This is a genomic window from Streptomyces sp. Y1 (genome assembly GCF_041053115.1).
GTDB classification, from domain to species: domain Bacteria; phylum Actinomycetota; class Actinomycetes; order Streptomycetales; family Streptomycetaceae; genus Kitasatospora; species Kitasatospora rubellomurina.
In genome coordinates this window covers 3289722-3304307 of sequence record NZ_CP163445.1, presented here as the reverse complement: position 1 = coordinate 3304307, position 14586 = coordinate 3289722, and the positions used below count along the sequence as shown (strand labels likewise).

At 74.7% G+C, this 14586-nt stretch carries 15 protein-coding genes; 10 read left to right on the top strand and 5 right to left on the bottom strand.

The annotated features are described in order from the left end of the window. The first annotated feature begins 101 nt into the window (after positions 1-101). Together AB2U05_RS13835 and AB2U05_RS13830 are read left to right on the top strand one after the other, a co-directional pair. Positions 102-1010 (top strand): hypothetical protein, encoded by a 909-nt coding sequence (locus tag AB2U05_RS13835; protein ID WP_045696292.1) that lies wholly within the window; start codon positions 102-104, stop codon positions 1008-1010. 124 nt (positions 1011-1134) lie between these two features. Beyond that, entirely contained in the window at positions 1135-1296 is a 162-nt protein-coding gene (locus tag AB2U05_RS13830) for a hypothetical protein (protein ID WP_369183362.1), read from the top strand. 24 nt (positions 1297-1320) lie between these two features. On the opposite strand, the gene AB2U05_RS13825 is transcribed toward AB2U05_RS13830, so the two are convergent. Then, entirely contained in the window at positions 1321-1908 is a 588-nt protein-coding gene (locus tag AB2U05_RS13825) for a TetR family transcriptional regulator (protein ID WP_369183361.1), read from the bottom strand. Positions 1909-2139: 231 nt separating this feature from the next. Here AB2U05_RS13825 and AB2U05_RS13820 point away from each other — a divergent pair, with 231 nt between their 5' ends. From AB2U05_RS13820 to AB2U05_RS13795, 6 genes are all read left to right on the top strand, one after another. Beyond that, positions 2140-3303 carry an MFS transporter gene (locus AB2U05_RS13820; protein WP_369185948.1) on the top strand — a complete coding sequence of 388 codons (1164 nt, stop codon included), beginning with the start codon at positions 2140-2142 and terminating at the stop codon, positions 3301-3303. Next, the gene (locus AB2U05_RS13815; protein WP_045696301.1) at positions 3300-3689 is read left to right on the top strand and encodes a nuclear transport factor 2 family protein; all 390 of its coding nucleotides are present in this window, start codon (positions 3300-3302) and stop codon (positions 3687-3689) included. Before AB2U05_RS13820 ends, AB2U05_RS13815 begins: the two co-directional genes overlap by 4 nt. 190 nt (positions 3690-3879) lie before the next feature. Then, positions 3880-4638, top strand: coding sequence for an ABC transporter ATP-binding protein (locus tag AB2U05_RS13810; RefSeq protein ID WP_063773502.1), 759 nt, complete (start codon positions 3880-3882; stop codon positions 4636-4638). After that, on the top strand, positions 4632-7070 hold the full coding sequence (locus AB2U05_RS13805) for an FtsX-like permease family protein (protein ID WP_369183360.1): 2439 nt from the start codon (positions 4632-4634) through the stop codon (positions 7068-7070). Before AB2U05_RS13810 ends, AB2U05_RS13805 begins: the two co-directional genes overlap by 7 nt. Positions 7071-7191: 121 nt before the next feature. Then, positions 7192-7830, top strand: coding sequence for an ATP-dependent Clp protease proteolytic subunit (locus tag AB2U05_RS13800; RefSeq protein ID WP_369183359.1), 639 nt, complete (start codon positions 7192-7194; stop codon positions 7828-7830). A gap of 1 nt (position 7831) precedes the next feature. Continuing rightward, positions 7832-8434, top strand: coding sequence for a ClpP family protease (locus AB2U05_RS13795; RefSeq protein WP_045696306.1), 603 nt, complete (start codon positions 7832-7834; stop codon positions 8432-8434). A gap of 12 nt (positions 8435-8446) precedes the next feature. On the opposite strand, the gene AB2U05_RS13790 is transcribed toward AB2U05_RS13795, so the two are convergent. Beyond that, positions 8447-8845, bottom strand: coding sequence for a helix-turn-helix domain-containing protein (locus AB2U05_RS13790; RefSeq protein ID WP_045709413.1), 399 nt, complete (start codon positions 8843-8845; stop codon positions 8447-8449). Positions 8846-8980: 135 nt separating this feature from the next. Here AB2U05_RS13790 and AB2U05_RS13785 point away from each other — a divergent pair, with 135 nt between their 5' ends. After that, positions 8981-10099 (top strand): esterase family protein, encoded by a 1119-nt coding sequence (locus tag AB2U05_RS13785; RefSeq protein WP_045696310.1) that lies wholly within the window; start codon positions 8981-8983, stop codon positions 10097-10099. A 47-nt stretch (positions 10100-10146) separates the two neighbouring features. On the opposite strand, the gene AB2U05_RS13780 is transcribed toward AB2U05_RS13785, so the two are convergent. Continuing rightward, the gene (locus AB2U05_RS13780) at positions 10147-10644 is read right to left on the bottom strand and encodes a hypothetical protein (protein ID WP_369183358.1); all 498 of its coding nucleotides are present in this window, start codon (positions 10642-10644) and stop codon (positions 10147-10149) included. Between the two features lie 111 nt (positions 10645-10755). Between AB2U05_RS13780 and AB2U05_RS13775 the strand changes: the two genes are divergently transcribed. Further along, positions 10756-11268, top strand: coding sequence for a winged helix-turn-helix transcriptional regulator (locus AB2U05_RS13775; protein WP_369183357.1), 513 nt, complete (start codon positions 10756-10758; stop codon positions 11266-11268). Between the two features lie 22 nt (positions 11269-11290). Here AB2U05_RS13775 and AB2U05_RS13770 read toward each other — a convergent pair whose 3' ends face one another. Together AB2U05_RS13770 and AB2U05_RS13765 are read right to left on the bottom strand one after the other, a co-directional pair. Continuing rightward, positions 11291-11815 (bottom strand): GNAT family N-acetyltransferase, encoded by a 525-nt coding sequence (locus tag AB2U05_RS13770; RefSeq protein ID WP_369183356.1) that lies wholly within the window; start codon positions 11813-11815, stop codon positions 11291-11293. 18 nt (positions 11816-11833) lie between these two features. Beyond that, a complete protein-coding gene (locus tag AB2U05_RS13765; protein ID WP_369183355.1) occupies positions 11834-14506 on the bottom strand; it encodes an MXAN_6230/SCO0854 family RING domain-containing protein in 2673 nt (890 codons plus the stop codon). Positions 14507-14586: the final 80 nt, after the last annotated feature.

Here is a 14586-nt window from a genome sequence, read left to right as displayed (position 1 = left end):
TGGTCACCTGGCCGCCGCCACCGGATTGCGGCCGGGCGTCACGGCTTCTCACCTTGGGCTAGGAGCTGCGGCCCGGCAGCCGATCCCGAGGAGACCCGACCATGACCCGCTTGACCATCCCCGCCGCACTCGCCGCGCTGGTCCTCACCGCCGGTGGCACGACCGCCGGTGGCATGACCGCCGCGGCGCAGGCGCAGGCGCCGGCCGGTGCCGCCGCACCGGCCCCGGCCCGCCAGCCGTCCCCGAGGCACTTCGGGGTCCGGGGCCCCGACGTCCTCGTGCCGGCCCACGACAGCGCGATCGCCAGGGCCGAGTGCCCGGCAGGCTGGGAGCCCAGCGGGGGCGGCGGAGTGAGCGGGGAGCTGGGGATGTTCCTCAACGCCTCCTCCATCAACGGCTACCTCTGGGAGGTCAGTTACAGCAACGAGACCGGCACCCCGGCGTACGCCTCGGCGTACGTCGTCTGCAGCCAGTTGGTCCACGAGAGCTTCGACTCGCAGCGGATCTACCTGCCGCGCCACTCGCCGTGGACCGATGCCGTGACCGCGACCTGCCCCCAGGGCTACGTGCCGAGCGGGGGCGGTTTCTGGACCGACGCGGGGGACGCGCTCACGCTGGGGACGTATCCGACGTACACCGGTTGGCACACCAGGGGCGTCAGCGCCACCACCGATCCGCGGGAGCTCAGCTCGTTCGTGGTCTGTATCACCGGAGCGCCGCACGTCATCCACGCCGGCGCCGTGGTCGACCTGCCGCCGAACGGGGAGGCCATCGCCAGGGCGTTCTGCCCGGCCGGCGAGGAGGTGACCGGCGGTGGCGGCCGCGCCTCGTTCAACGGCACCGACCCCGACCATTACGCCCTCCTCATGTCGTCCTGGATCGGCTACGACGGCGGATGGGAAGTCACGGCCTACAACACCAGTGACATCGAGCACCGCAACCTCGTCGCGAACGTGATCTGCACGCCGGCCGTGCAGGTGGGGGTGCAGGGGGCGTCCTCCCGGCGGTGAGAGCCGGGCGCCGGGCCCGGTCCGGCGCCTGCCGGGCGGAGCGGGACGGCGGTACGCTGCGCCGCGGGAGTGTCGGAGTCGGGGTCGCCGGGGGTCCGGCGGCCGCGGGGGAGGGGGCGGCGCGATGAGGCACCTGATCGGGTTCCTGGTGTTCGGGGCGGGCATGATCGGCCTGCTCGTCGCCTCGAAGGGCGTGCGCGGCTGGGACAACTGGAGCCGCCGCCAGCGGATCGGCGCCGCCGTCTCCGGCGTGCTGATCCTGGTCGGCCTGATCGTCAAGGAGTAGCGGGCGGCCCGCTCCCGTGCCGCGTCAGGCCTGCTCGGCCGCCGGGCCGGTGGCGGGCAGGGCCCGGACGGCGCGGGCGATGTCGGAGCGGAGCCGGTCGAGGGCGCGCTCGGGGTCGTCGCCGGGGCCGTCGTCGGGGCCGAGGATCATGCGGCGGAGCTGGGGCATGGCGAGGCTCCAGCCGACCAGGCCGAGGGCGAGGAACAGGCGGGTGCGGGAGTCCTCGCCGCCGACCGCCCGGACCTTGTCCCGGTAGTGGCGGGTGCGGGCCTCCTCGCCGGGGACGGGCCGGTCGCCGAGTTCGAGGGCCTCCCACAGGAGCAGCCGCAGTGCCTCGGGGTGGGCGCGGTGGTGGTCGAAGAGGCGTTCGGCGTAGGCGGGCAGGTCGTCGTCGCCGGGCGGGACGGCCTCGGCGAGGTCGGCCATCAGGCGTTCGAGGACGGCGGCGAAGAGCTTGTCCTTGTCGCCGAAGTAGTCGTAGATGGCCCGCTTGTTCGCCCGGGCCTGGGCGGCGATGCGGTCGACGCGGGCGCCGGCGACGCCGTGGGCGGCGAACTCGGCGGTCGCCGCCGTGAGGATCCGCTCTTTGGTCGCCGTGGAGTCGTACGCCATGGGGCGATGGTAACGAACCGGTTCGTTGGGCGCGCGGTCGAGGTCGGTTGACGGCCGCGCGGGCGGTCTGCGACGCTCTCCACGGAAATCCGAACCATCTAGTTCGTTCGGTTGGAGTCACGCATGTCACGCACGCCCCGGACCGGGATCGATCCCCCGCCCGCACTCGCCACGACCACCGCCACGACCACCGCCCCGCCCGCCGGGCCGGACCGGCGGCTCCCGCTGCTGATGGCACTCGCCTGCGGCGTCGGCGTCGCCAACGTCTACTTCCCGCAGGCCCTCACCCCGCTCGTCGCCGACGCCTTCCGGATCGCCCCCGGCGCCGCCGCGAACGTCGCCACCCTCACCCAACTCGGCTACGCCGCCGGGATCTTCCTGCTCGTCCCGCTCGGCGACCGGCTGCCCCGCCGCCCGCTGGTCACCGCCCTGCTCGCCGTCACCGGCTGCGCGCTGCTGGCCGCCGGACTCGCCCCCACCACCGGCGTCCTCGCCGCCGCCGGCGCCGCGGTCGGCCTGGCCACCGTCGTCCCCCAGCTGCTGCTGCCCCTCGCGGCCGGCCTGGTCGCGCCCGACCGGCGCGGCGCCGTCATCGGCACCCTGCAGGGCGGCCTGATCGGCGGCATCCTGCTGGCCCGCACCTTCGGCGGCGTCCTCGGCGAACACCTCGGCTGGCGCGCCCCCTACCTGGCCGCCGCCGCCCTCACCGGACTGCTCGCCCTCGTCCTCGGCCTCGCCCTGCCCACCGTCCCGCCCGCCACCCGCGAGCGCTACCCGGCACTGCTCGCCGACACCCTGCGGATGCTGCGCACCGAACCCGGCCTGCGCCGCTCCGTGCTCCACCAGTCGACGCTCTTCGGCGGCTTCAGCGCCGCCTGGACGGCGCTCGCCCTGCTGCTCACCGGCCCGCCCTACGGCCTGGACGCCCAGGCGGTCGGCCTGCTCGCCCTGATCGGCGCGGCCAGCATGCTGTGCGCCCCGGCCGCCGGACGCCTGGTCGACCGCAGCGGCCCGGACCGGGTCAACGGCCGCTGCACGGCGGCCACGCTCCTCGCCGCCGCCGTCCTCGCGGGCGGCGCGGTCGGCGGCGCGGCCGGGCTGGTGGCCCTCGCGCTCGGCCTGCTGCTGCTCGACGTGGCCGTGCAGTGCAGCCAGGTCGCCAACCAGGCCCGGATCTTCGCGCTGCGGCCGGAGGCCCGCAGCCGGCTCAACACCGCCTACATGACCTGCTCGTTCCTCGGCGGCAGCGCCGGCTCCTGGCTCGGCGTCCGCGCCTACGGCCGGCTCGGCTGGGCCGGGGTCTGCGGCCTCGTCGCCCTCGCCGCGGGCGCCGGCCTCGCCGCCCGCGGCCTCCGCTCCCTGTCGTCAACCACCACCTCGAAGGACCACTCATGACGTTCCCCGCCATGCCCCTCGCCGTCCTGCAGTTCTTCCGCGCCTCCCAGGAGGGCGACGCCGACGCCTGGGCGGACGCCTTCGCCGAGGACGGCGTCTTCCACGACCCGATCGGCACCGCCCCGATCACCGGGCGCACCGCGATCCGCGCGTTCATCGCCTCCGTCCTGCCGGGCTTCCGGCCGTTCCTGGGGCTGACGCCCGTCGAGGCGCACACCACCGGCCGCCACGTCGCGGTGATGTGGCGCGGCGCCGCCGTCGCGCTGGACGGCAGGCCCGTCAACTGGTCCGGCATCAACACCTACGAGTTGGACGACGCGGGCCTGATCCGGGAGGCCAAGGCGTACTTCAACCTCGGCGTCTTCCGGGCCCAGCTCGCCGACTGACCCGCCGCGCGCCGGGCGCTCCGGGGCGAGCGGCGGTCAGGGGAGCGTCAGGGTCCGGATCAGGGCAGGCCCGGAGGCGCGGATGCCCGGCGACCCCTATTGTCTGTGCGGCAGATGATCATGCCCTCAGGGGGAAGGCGAGCAGGTGTTCTGGAACAGGGCCGCGGCGGCGCGGACTTCGGACGTCGGCGTGGTGGACGGGGGCGACGTCGTCCGGCTGGACGGCGTGCGCAAGACGTACCGGCGCGGCGCCCAGGCGGTACCGGCGCTCGACGGGGTGGACCTCGGCTTCGCGCCGGGCAGCTTCACCGCGATCATGGGCCCGTCCGGCTCCGGCAAGTCGACGCTGCTGCAGTGCGCGGCCGGCCTCGACCGGGTCGACGAGGGCCGGGTGCTGCTCGACGGCGCGCCGCTGCACGAACTCTCCGAGCGGGCCCTGACCGAACTGCGGCGCGAGCACATGGGCTTCGTCTTCCAGTCCTTCAACCTGATACCGGCACTGACCGCACGCCAGAACGTCGAGCTGCCGCTGCGGTTGGCGGGAACGGCCGTCGACCCGGCGGTGATCGACCGGGGGCTGGCCGAGGTCGGCCTCGCCGAGCGCGGCGACCACCGGCCCGCCGAGCTGTCCGGCGGGCAGCAGCAGCGCGTCGCCATCGCGCGGGCCCTGGCGACCAGGCCCAAGGTCGTCTTCGCGGACGAGCCGACCGGCGCGCTCGACTCGGCGACGGCGCGCGAGGTGCTGGCGCTGCTGCGCGGTGTCGTCGAGCAGCACGGCCAGACGGTGGTCATGGTGACGCACGACCCGGTGGCCGCCTCGTACGCGCACCGGGTCGTCTTCCTCGCGGACGGCCGCGTCACGGGCGAGCTGGTCGAGCCGACCGCGGAGGGCGTGGCCCTGCGGATGGCCGCGCTGGAGCCCGGCCGGGGCGGGGCGCAGCCGTGCTGAGCCTCGCCCTGGCCACGCTGCGCCACCGTCTGACGGGCTTCGTCGGCGCGTTCCTGGCGCTCGCGCTCGGCACGACGATGATCGGCGTGATGGCGCTGACCCTGGGGGCCACCTTCGGGACGCCGCACCCGGGGCCGCAGCGGTTCCGGGCCGTCACGGGCTCGGTGGTCGCGCCGCAGGGCTTCGAGGGGCGTCCGATGACGGCGCCGGCGGTGCTGCCGCCCGAGGTGGTGGCGAAGGTGACGGCGGCGGGCGGGGCCGTGGCCGACCGCAGCTTCCCGGTGAACACCGCTGCCGGGGCGGCGACCGGGCACCCGTGGGCCTCGGCGGGCTTCGCGGGCTACCGCCTGGTGGACGGGCGGGCGCCGCAGGCCGCCGACGAGGTGGTGGTCGGGGGCGGTTCGGCGGAGTCGGTCGGGCGGCAGGTCCCGGTCGGTGCGGGTCGGTACCGGGTGGTGGGGGTGACGGACGGGCGCTGGTTCGAGAGCGCCGTCTTCTTCAGCGACGCGGAGGCGCAGCGGTTGTCGCCGGGCGTGAACGCCCTGGTCAGCGACCTGCCGGCCGGGCAGTTGTCCGCGCTGGTCGGGGATCGCGCCGTGGCGGTGCAGGGGGAGGACCTGACCCGGGTCGACCCCGACGACACCGGCGGCGCCCAGGCGTTGACCAGCGCCCAGGCCATGGCGGGCAGCACGGCCGGGCTCGCGGTGTGCGTCGCCGTCTTCGTGGTGATCGCGACCTTCGCCTTCGCCACCGAGCAGCGCCGCCGCGAGCTGGCGCTGCTGCGGCTGGTGGGCGCGGCGCCCCGGCAGGTGCGGCGGATGGTGCTCGGCGAGGCGCTGATCGTCGGGGTGGCGGCGGCGGTCGTGGGATGTGCGCTGGCGCCGCTGTGCGTGGTGCCGCTGCGGTCGTGGATGGTCGACCACGAGGTGGCGCCGTCCTGGTTCACGATTGCGTTCAACCCGCTGCCGTTGCTGGTCGCCTTCGTGATCGGGGTGGCGGCGGCGCTGGCGGGCTCGGCGGCGACGCTGGTGCGGGTGTCGCTGATCCGGCCGATCGAGGTGCTGCGGGAGAGCGCGGTCGAGCGGCGGGGGATGACGCCGGTCCGCTGGCTGCTGGGCGTGGGGATGCTGGTCGGGGCGGTGGTGACGGGGGTCGTCATCGCCCGGACGGAGCCGTACCTGGCGGCGAGTGCGCGCAAGTACCAGATGGTGCCGGTGCTGTACGTGGGGGCGGTCGCGCTGCTGGCGCCGGTGCTGCTCCGGCCGGTGACCGGGCTGCTGACCTGGCCGTTGCGGCGCTCGCGCAAGGCGGGGCCGCTGCTGGTGCGGGAGAACATCCTGACGGCGCGGCGGCGTACGGCCGCGACGGTGGCGCCGATCGTGGTCGCGGTCGGGCTGGCCGGGACGCTGCTGACGATGCAGAAGTCCGGGGACGCGGCGGTGCTGACGCGCCAGCAGCAGGAGGTGCACGCGGCGGACGTGGTCGTGCCCGGCGCGGGCGGGGCGGGGATCGACGCGCGGACGGTGGAACGGCTGGCGGCGGTGCCGGGGGTGCGGGTGACGCCGGTCGCGTCGATGAACATCCGGATCGGGAACGAGAAGGGGGAGCAGATCGACTCGTTGAGCACGTACGCGGTGCCGGCGGGGGCTCTCGGCTCCACCGTCACGCCGCCGGTGGTCGGCGGCTCGCTCGCTTCGGCGCCGGAGAACTTCCTGGTCATCGACGCGCACGCGGCCCAGTCGGACGACTTGGCAGTGGGGGACAAGGTGGTCACGCTGCTGCCCAGTGGCGAGCGGGTGCAGACGGTGATCGCGGCGGTGGTCGAGCGCGGGCTGCACGGTGATGACACGTACGTGTCGTCGGCGCTGGTCGGTTCACTGCCGTCGAGCCTGGTCTACCTGGATTCGGCGGCGGGGGCGCTCGACGACCAGCAGACGGCGGCGGTGCGGCGGGCGCTGGACGGCTCCGGGGCGAAGGTCGTCACGTACGACGCGTATCTGGAGGCCCAACGCGCGCGTGCGGCACGGCAGACGGACAACGCGGCGGTGGTGATCCTGGGCATCGCGCTGGCCTACGCGCTCATCGCGGTCGCCAACACCCTGGTCATGGCGATGGCGGGGAGGAAGCGGGAGTTCGCGCTGCTGGGCCTGGCGGGCGCGGTGCGCGGCCAGATCGTGAAGGTCGCGGCGGCCGAGTCGGCCGTGGCCGTGGTGGTCGGCACGGCGCTGGCGGCGGTGGCGACCGTGCTTGCGGCGGCAACGCAGTACGCGTCCCTGAGCGAACTCGTCCCCAGCGCCCGGACGGTCGTCCCCTGGACGCCCGTTCTGGCGACGGTCGCGCTGTGCGCCCTGGTCACCGTGGTCACGGCCTCGGGAGCGGCAGGCAGGACGACCCACCACCGGGCGATCGAGGCGGCGGGCACCCGCGAGTAGGGCCCGTCCTGGCTCTGCCGCCGGCGAATCTGCGGCGGGCAGAGAAGCGGCGTCCCGGGGCTCGGCAGCGGTGAGAGTGGACGTCGACGGCATTCCTGCCTCGACGAGACGAGGAGATCCGATGACTCCGCTCACCCCGCTGCGGCCCCGCGCCGCCGAGGGCGACACCGCGCCCTCCCCCTTCGACGACCACCTCGCCGCCCAGCTGCTGGCCCAGCGGATCGTCCTGCTCGGCACCCAGGTCGACGACGTGTCGGCCAACCGCGTCTGCGCGCAGTTGCTGCTGCTCTCGGCGGAGGACTCGCGCGGCGACATCAGCCTGTACATCAACAGCCCCGGCGGCTCGGTCAGCGCGGGCCTGGCCGTCTACGACACCATGAAGCTCATTCCCAACGACGTCTCCACCCTGGCGATGGGATTCGCCGCCAGCATGGGCCAGTTCCTGCTCACCGCGGGAGCGCCCGGCAAGCGGTTCGCGCTGCCGAACGCGCGGATCATGATGCACCAGCCCTCGGCGGGCATCGGCGGCACGGCGGCCGACATCGAGATCCAGGCGGAGAACCTGCAGTTCACCAAGCGGACGATCGAGCGGATCACCGCCGAGCACACCGGCCGGAGCGAGGAGACGATCGCCCGCGACGGCGACCGGGACCGCTGGTTCACGGCCGAGCAGGCCCGGGAGTACGGGATCGTGGACCGGGTGGTGGAGTCGGTCGCCGACATCCGCCCGGCCTCCTCGCGTCGACGGATCGGACTCTGACATGGGCTCCTACACCGTCCCGTACGTCATCGAGCGGACGCCGAGCGGCGAGCGCTCGTACGACGTCTTCAGCCGGCTGCTGAACGAGCGGATCATCTTCCTCGGCACCGAGATCGACGACGGCTTCGCCAACGTCGTCATCGCGCAGCTCCTGCACCTGGAGTCGGAGAACCCCGAGCGCGAGATCTCGATCTACCTCAACTCGCCCGGCGGATCCTTCACTTCCCTCATGGCGATCTACGACACGATGACCTTCGTGCAGTCGCCGATCTCCACGTTCTGCGTCGGCCAGGCGGCCTCGACGGCGGCGGTGCTGCTGGCCGGGGGCGATCCCGGGCGGCGGTTCGTGCTCCAGCACGCGCGGGTGCTGCTCGGCCAGCCGGCCAGCGGCGGGCGGCAGGGGACGGTGTCCGACCTGAGCCTCGCCGCCAAGGAGGTGGTCCGGATCCGGGCACAGGTGGAGGAGGTGCTGTCCCGGCACACGCGGCACGACGTGGCGACGCTGCGGGCCGACATGAACCGGGACATGGTGCTCACCGCCGAGGAGGCCGTGGCGTACGGGCTCGCGGACGAGGTGCTGAGCCGGCGGGCCCTGTTCACCTGATCGGACAGCGGGTCAGGCGACGAGGCAGAGCCCGTCGTGGCGTGCCGTGGGCGCCGTGCGGCGGCGAACCGTCTCGTACCGGGTCAGCTCCTGCTGGGCGAGCGAGAGCAGGTCGCCGAGGCCGAGCCCCAGCGCCCGGGCGGCGGCCGCGAGGACCTCGGAGGAGGCCTCCTTGAGCCCGCGCTCCAGCTCGGACAGGTACGGCATCGAGATCCGGGCGGCCTCCGCGACGTCCTTCAACGTGCGCTCCTGGGCGAGCCGTTCGCGCCGCAGCGCGTCGCCGACGAGGTTGCGCCACAGGGGTTCCCTCGGCGACGGGGGTGCCTGGGGAACCCCGGCCGGGCGCGGCGGGGTCTGCGGGCGCAGCGGGATGACGCGGGCTTCTTTCGGCGCAGGCGCTTGAGTGCTCACCCCTTCAGATTCAGGGATGGGGGACTCCGGGGGAAGGCACCGGCGTTCTGCCCTGGGTGAAGTCTGCCCGGACCGTCGTGATCCTGGTTCGCCCAGGAGGCAACCGCACACCCGTTCCCTGACGTTTTCACTGGTGTGAAGCTCACCGGCACCCCGTTCTTCGTCCTCGCGCTCCTCCTCGTCCCGCTCTCCGTGGGGCTCCTGATGTACCTGTGGAACCGGGTGCGGGGGCCGCGCGCCGCGCGCTTCGGCGTGCGGTTGCTCATGGTCGCGTTCACCCAGTTCACGGCCGTGACGCTGGTGTTCGTGATGGTCAACAACGACAACCAGCTGTACGGCAGCTGGGACGACCTGCTGGGCACGGGCAGCCACGTGCGGGCCGTGCCCGTCCCGCCGCCGACGGACGCGACGGCGGCGGCGAACGCGCCCGACCAGCCCAAGGTGGTCCAGCAGTTCACGTCCGTCGACGACAACGCCGTGCCGAAGGACGTGAAGCGGACCGAGCTGAAGGGGCGGGTCTCCGGCGTGGACGGCGAGGTGCTGGTCTGGACGCCGCCGCAGTACGACGACCCGGCGTACAAGGACAAGAAGTTCCCGGTGGTCGAGCTGCTGGTGGGCTTCCCCGGCTCGTCGAGCGCCTGGTTCGGCAGCATGAACGTCTCCAAGCAGCTGGCGCCGCTGATGAAGTCGGGGCAGGTCGCGCCGTTCATCCTGGTCTCCCCGCGGGTGGTGCTGCTCGGCTCGCACGTCGACACCGGTTGCGCGGACGTGCCGGGCAAGGTCAACGCCGAGACCTGGCTGGCCCGCGACGTGACGCAGATGGTGCTCGACAACTTCCGCGCCGAGCCGGGCGCCGACCACTGGGCGGTGGCCGGCTACTCGGCGGGCGGGCACTGCGCGATGCGGCTCGCGGTGGGGCACCCGAACCGGTACCACGCGGGTGTCAGCATGTCCGGCTACAACGACCCGATGGGCGAGTCGGACTCGCTGACCGCCAAGGACGCGCACCTGCGCGACGTGTCCAACCCGCTGCACATGCTCCAGCAGGCGCAGACGCCGCCGCCCGTCGCGCTGTACGTGACGGGGAAGAAGGGCGACGGCTTCGAGGACGCGCTGGCGCTGCAGAAGGCGGCGAAGGCGCCCACGGCCGTGACTCCGGTCGAGGTCAACGGCCCGCACCTGACGTCCACCTGGGAGCCGCTGGTGCCGTCCGTGTTCACCTGGCTGACCCAGACGGTCGGCAAGACGGGCTGAGCGGGTGCGGCGCCACCGGTCAGCGGTGGCGCCGCACCACTGGCGCGCTACGGCAGAGCCGCGTGCTCGGCCCGGCTGGCGGCGAGGCGCTGCGCGGCGAGCGTGCGGGCCCGGTCGGGGTCGTTCCCGGTGATGCGGGCGAGGATGGCCGCGAGCGGCCTGATCCGGCCCGAGCTGCCCCAGTAGCCCTCGGGGATCTCGGTGGGGAACACCCAGACCCGGCCGGGGTCGCGCGGCCAGGTGCCGTCCTCGGCGTCCAGGATCGCCTCGGTGACGTCGGCGATGACGCCGGCCCGGGTCTGCTCGGCGAACTGCCCCTCGGGCACGGAGGGGACGACCCGGTAGCGGGGCGCGTCGGCGGGCTCGCCGCCGACGTAGACGGCGGCGGGGCGGTGCAGGAACACCCAGGACACGGACCGGACGGTCGGGTCGGCGGGGTCGAAGCCCTCGTGGCGGATCAGGATCTCGGTGATGCGGTTGAGCAGCGCCGCCTCGGCCCGGGGCTGGAGCGCGCCGTCCGGGATGTACACGTCGAGCATCGGCATGGCTTGGTCTCCCAACTGACTTTTGTTTCTCAACTCAGGTCGCGGCCGAGCCTGCCCGTGCTGGGTTGAGATTGTCAACCCAGAGGGCGCGGGCTCGGTATCATCGGGGGCATGGCAGACCAGGCAGACCTCACGGAGGCGCGGGAGCAGCGCCGGATCGACCCGTCGAACTGCTCGATGGCGCGCGCCCTGTCCGTGGTCGGCGAGCGCTGGTCGCTGCTGATCGTGCGCGAGGCCGTCGACGGCGTCAGCCGCTTCGGCGACTTCCGGGCGCGGCTGGGGATCGCCAGCAACCTGCTCTCCACCCGGCTCGACGGCCTCGTGGCGGCGGGCGTCCTGCGGCGCGTCCCCTACCAGGAGCCCGGCGACCGCCAGCGCTTCGAGTACCGGCTCACCGAGAAGGGCCGGGACCTGCGCCCGACCCTGATGGCCCTGCTGGCCTGGGGCGACAAGTACCTCGCGGACGAGCAGGGCCCGCCGGTCGTCGTCCGGCACCGGGTCGCCGACGAGGCGCACGGCTGCGACGAGCCGGTCTCGCTCGTCCTGGAGTGCGCCGCCGGGCACACCCACCTGCCGACCGACGAGGTCTACCGGGCACCGGGGCCGGGCGCCCGCTTCCTGTGACCGCCCCGGGCCGGCGGGTCGGCTACCGGGCGGACGGCCGCTCGTAGCGGCTGAGCCACACGGGCGGCGCCTCGCCCCACTGCCCCGGGGCGTCGCCCCGGTGCGAGAACCCCTGTCCCTCGTAGTAGGCGCGCAGCGCGGGGTTGTGCGCCACGCAGTCCAGCCGCAGCGCGTCGGCCCCGTGCCGCGCGGCCCGCTCCCCGGCCCAGTCGAGGATCAGGCCGCCCAGGCCCCTCGCCCGCCGGCGCACGGCCAGCCGGTGCACGTAGCCGGCCTCGCCGCCGAGGTCCGTCCACAGGGCGTCGGACCAGTTCAGGGTGACCGTCCCGGAGAGCTCGCCGCCGACGCTCACCAGCCAGGTCTCGCCGCGCGCGATGTCACCGGCCACCCAGGAGGGGTCGAAGCGGGTCGGCCACTGGGTGGTGATGCCGCGCGCGTGCAGCCAGCCGCCCGCCTCGTCGAGGACGCCCAGCACCTCGTCGATCCGCTCGCCGGTCGCGGGCCGGAACGACACCGGGTCGCCGGCCCACTCGATCGCACTGCCCATCGTTCCCCGCCACCTCCGCTACCCCGGCGTGAGGGCCGAGACGAGATCCCCCGCCGTCCAGCGTTCCAGCTCCTCGCCCGCCGCGTCCACCGGCCCCGGGTAGAGCCGGTACAGCGTGCCGGCCGCCTTCTCCGGCGCCGGGACGTCCCCGTTCACCAGGGCGACGAAGGCGCGGCGCCCGGCGAGCAGGTCGGTGAGGGGGCCGGCGACGGCGCCGTCCGGGTCGCGCAGGGCCCGCAGCCGGGCCGCGAACTCCTCGACGGTCTCCGCCGCGCCGCGCCGCCAGCGCCGTGCGCCGTCCGCGCCGCGCACCGCGACCTCGTCCGTGCAGGCCGCGGCCCGGGCGCAGGCGACGTCCCACAGGGTGGCGCGGTTCTCGGGGGAGAAGTGGGCGAGCACGTCCCGGCTGAGCGCGCCGACCTCGGCCTGGTGCCGGTAGACGCTGTGGAAGCCGCCGTCCGCGCCGGTGTTGAGGTCCGTCCAGGTGTAGCGGCGGTCCGCCAGGTCGACGATCATCGGCACCGACACCTTGGCGTCCCCCTGCAGGTCGAGCCGCTGGCGCACCGCCCTCGGGTGGTAGTGCCGGCCGCCGGCGGGCGTCGCGCCGAGGTCCAGGAAACCGGCGAACGCCTCGTCCAGGTCCTCGAAGGGGACGTCGTTGTAGCTGAAGACGATCACCACGGCGTACCGGGCGCCGCCCCGCTCCAACCGGTCGAGGTCCAGGTCGACGAACTCCGTCGCCCCGTCCGGGGGCGGCGCCGTCGTGAAGTCCCCCGAGTGGACGGCCGCGCGCTCGCCGTGCACCAGGTTGGTGTAGTCGCACAGCCCGTGGAAGTTCCACCGCGCGTCGTACAGCGCGACCGACAGGTCGAGGTCCACCCGCAGGTGCTCCGGCTGCATCCAGTGCACGAACAGCCGCAGCCGGTCCCCGGGCGGCAGCGGCTGCCGGCTGCCGCGCGGCACGGACACCAGCGTCTTGGCCGCCGCCCGTTCGGCGAACGGCGCGACCAGGTCCACCAGGCCCTCGTCCAGCAGCGCCAGCTCGTACCGCTCGCCGCCCGCGGCGCCACGGCGCAGCAGCTCGGCCTCGATCAACGCGCAGACGGGGTCGCTGAGTTCGGCCGGGACGACGGTGCCGTGGTCCTCCTTGGCGTGCGCCAGCGAGACCGTGCCGCGCGGGAAGTACAGCCGCCGCTCGCCCGCCGTACGGGCTCCGCGCAGCCGCCCGTAGGCGCCGAGCAGCGGGCCCGGGGCGACCCGGGCGAGCGCGGCCGCGACCGTCTCCGCCAGGCCGTCCGGCAGCGGGGCGCCCGGTGCGGTGGCGGCGTGCACCCGCAGCACGTGGTGCAGCCGGCGGACCAGCTCGCCCGGGCGAGCGGCCAGCACGCGCACCGCGCCCGCCGCGTCCCCGGCGGCGAGCCGGGTCTCCACCCGCCCGGCGAAGCCCGTGAAGCCCAGCCGGGTGTGCTCCCCGGCCTCGACCACCCGCAGCGGCGCGGGCGGCTCGGCGAACTCCCGGCCCACCTCGTGGGTGCGCAGGTCCGTCTCGCGCAGCAGCACGAACGCGGCCGTCACCCGGGGGAAGCGGCTCCGGTGCTCGTACGGGTGCAGCAGCTCGCCCGCGCGCAGCCAGGCCGAGCGGTGGCGGCGCAGGTCCTCGAACAGGGTGGCCTGCGGCAGCGCCTCCAGGATCTCCAGCAGGCCCCGGCGCAGCGGCCGGGGGACGTTGCGCAGCCGCAGCCGGCGGGCGGTGGCGGGCAGCAGGTCGGGTTCGGCGCCGGACCACGACCACAGCAGCCGCAGCACGTCGGTGGCGGTGTCGATCCGCTCGGCGAGGACGGGCAGGGCGCCCGCGCCGTCGCGCCGCAGCAGGGCGGCGAGCACGGCGGCCTTGGTCTCGCGCAGCGGGATCCGCTCGGGCAGCCGCTGCGGCAGGTCGGCGGGGGCGTGCGCGAGCAGGGCGGCCAGGTCGTCGCGGTCCTGCGGGGAGAGCGGGGTGCGGCGGGCCAGCAGGCGGTGGAACTCGGCCATGGCGGCGGCCAGTTGGCTCGCCGAGACGAGGCGCAGCGGGCGCAGGGCCTGGTCGAGGCCGGACACCTCGGCGGCCTTGCGGCCGGCCGAGCTGTCCTCGCCGAGGTAGGTGCCGGCGCTCAGGCCGGTGCCGCACAGCGGGCACCGGGCGCCCCGGCCCTGCGCCTCCAGGCCGTCCAGGCAGGGCGCGCACAGCAGGTGCGCGCACGGGGCGAGCGCGCCGATCCCGGCCTCGGTGCTGCGCCGGCCGCAGTGCGCGCAGGTCTGGCGGGGCTGGTTGAGCAGCAGCGCCCGGATCCGGCGGCTGTAGAGGACGTGCGCGTGGTCCGGCACGGCGTCCGGGAAGCGGCGGAACAGCGGCAGGTGCTCGCGGTCCGCGCCGAGCAGGTGGTCGATCCGGGCGAGCAGCCCGTCGCCCAGCTCGGCCAGCCGGATCGGCGCCAACCGGGCCAGGGTGGCGCGCAGTTGGGTCGTCAGCAGGTATCCGCGCCCCACCAGGTCGGCGTCCAGGGCGACCAGGCCCCGGGTGCTCCACGGGTCGGCGGCGGGCAGCAGTTCCTCGGGGTCGACGGCGACGACGCCGCGCCGGCGGAGGAGGAACGAACCGAGATCGAGATCGACGCGGGCGTCGAAAGGAGGAGCCGTGATGGCTCGGGGCATGCGGTGAGATCCCCCCACGGAGGCGGAAAGGAGAAACAGGCGGAGAGGGGGCGCGCTACTGGGTTTTCGAGGAAGGGTGA